This window comes from Salmonella sp. SAL4457, assembly GCF_046548235.1.
Lineage (GTDB): Bacteria > Pseudomonadota > Gammaproteobacteria > Enterobacterales > Enterobacteriaceae > Salmonella > Salmonella enterica.
Map to the genome: position 1 here is coordinate 1 of NZ_JBGDZO010001281.1, position 238 is coordinate 238.

General features: G+C 62.2%; 1 protein-coding gene. It reads left to right on the forward strand.

Annotation, left to right across the window (positions count from 1 at the left end; all coding sequences use genetic code 11):
- Window positions 1–238: SDR family NAD(P)-dependent oxidoreductase (locus ACLJNW_RS28325; RefSeq protein WP_410961971.1), on the forward strand; the 238-nt coding region annotated here is incomplete at both ends.

A 238-nucleotide genomic window follows, 5' to 3' on the forward strand; every position in this document is an offset into this window, starting at 1 on the left:
CTGGTCAACAACCTGGGCATCTTCGAGCTGAAGGACTTCTTCGACATCGAGGACGCCGAGTGGAGCCGCTTCTTCGAGGTCAACGTGATGTCCGGGGTGCGCCTGGCCCGCGCCTACGTCCCGGGAATGGTCGAGCGCGGTTGGGGGCGAGTGGTGTTCCTGTCTTCGGAATCGGCGTTGAACATCCCGGCGGACATGATCCACTACGGCTTCAGCAAGACCGCCAACCTCTCGGTGT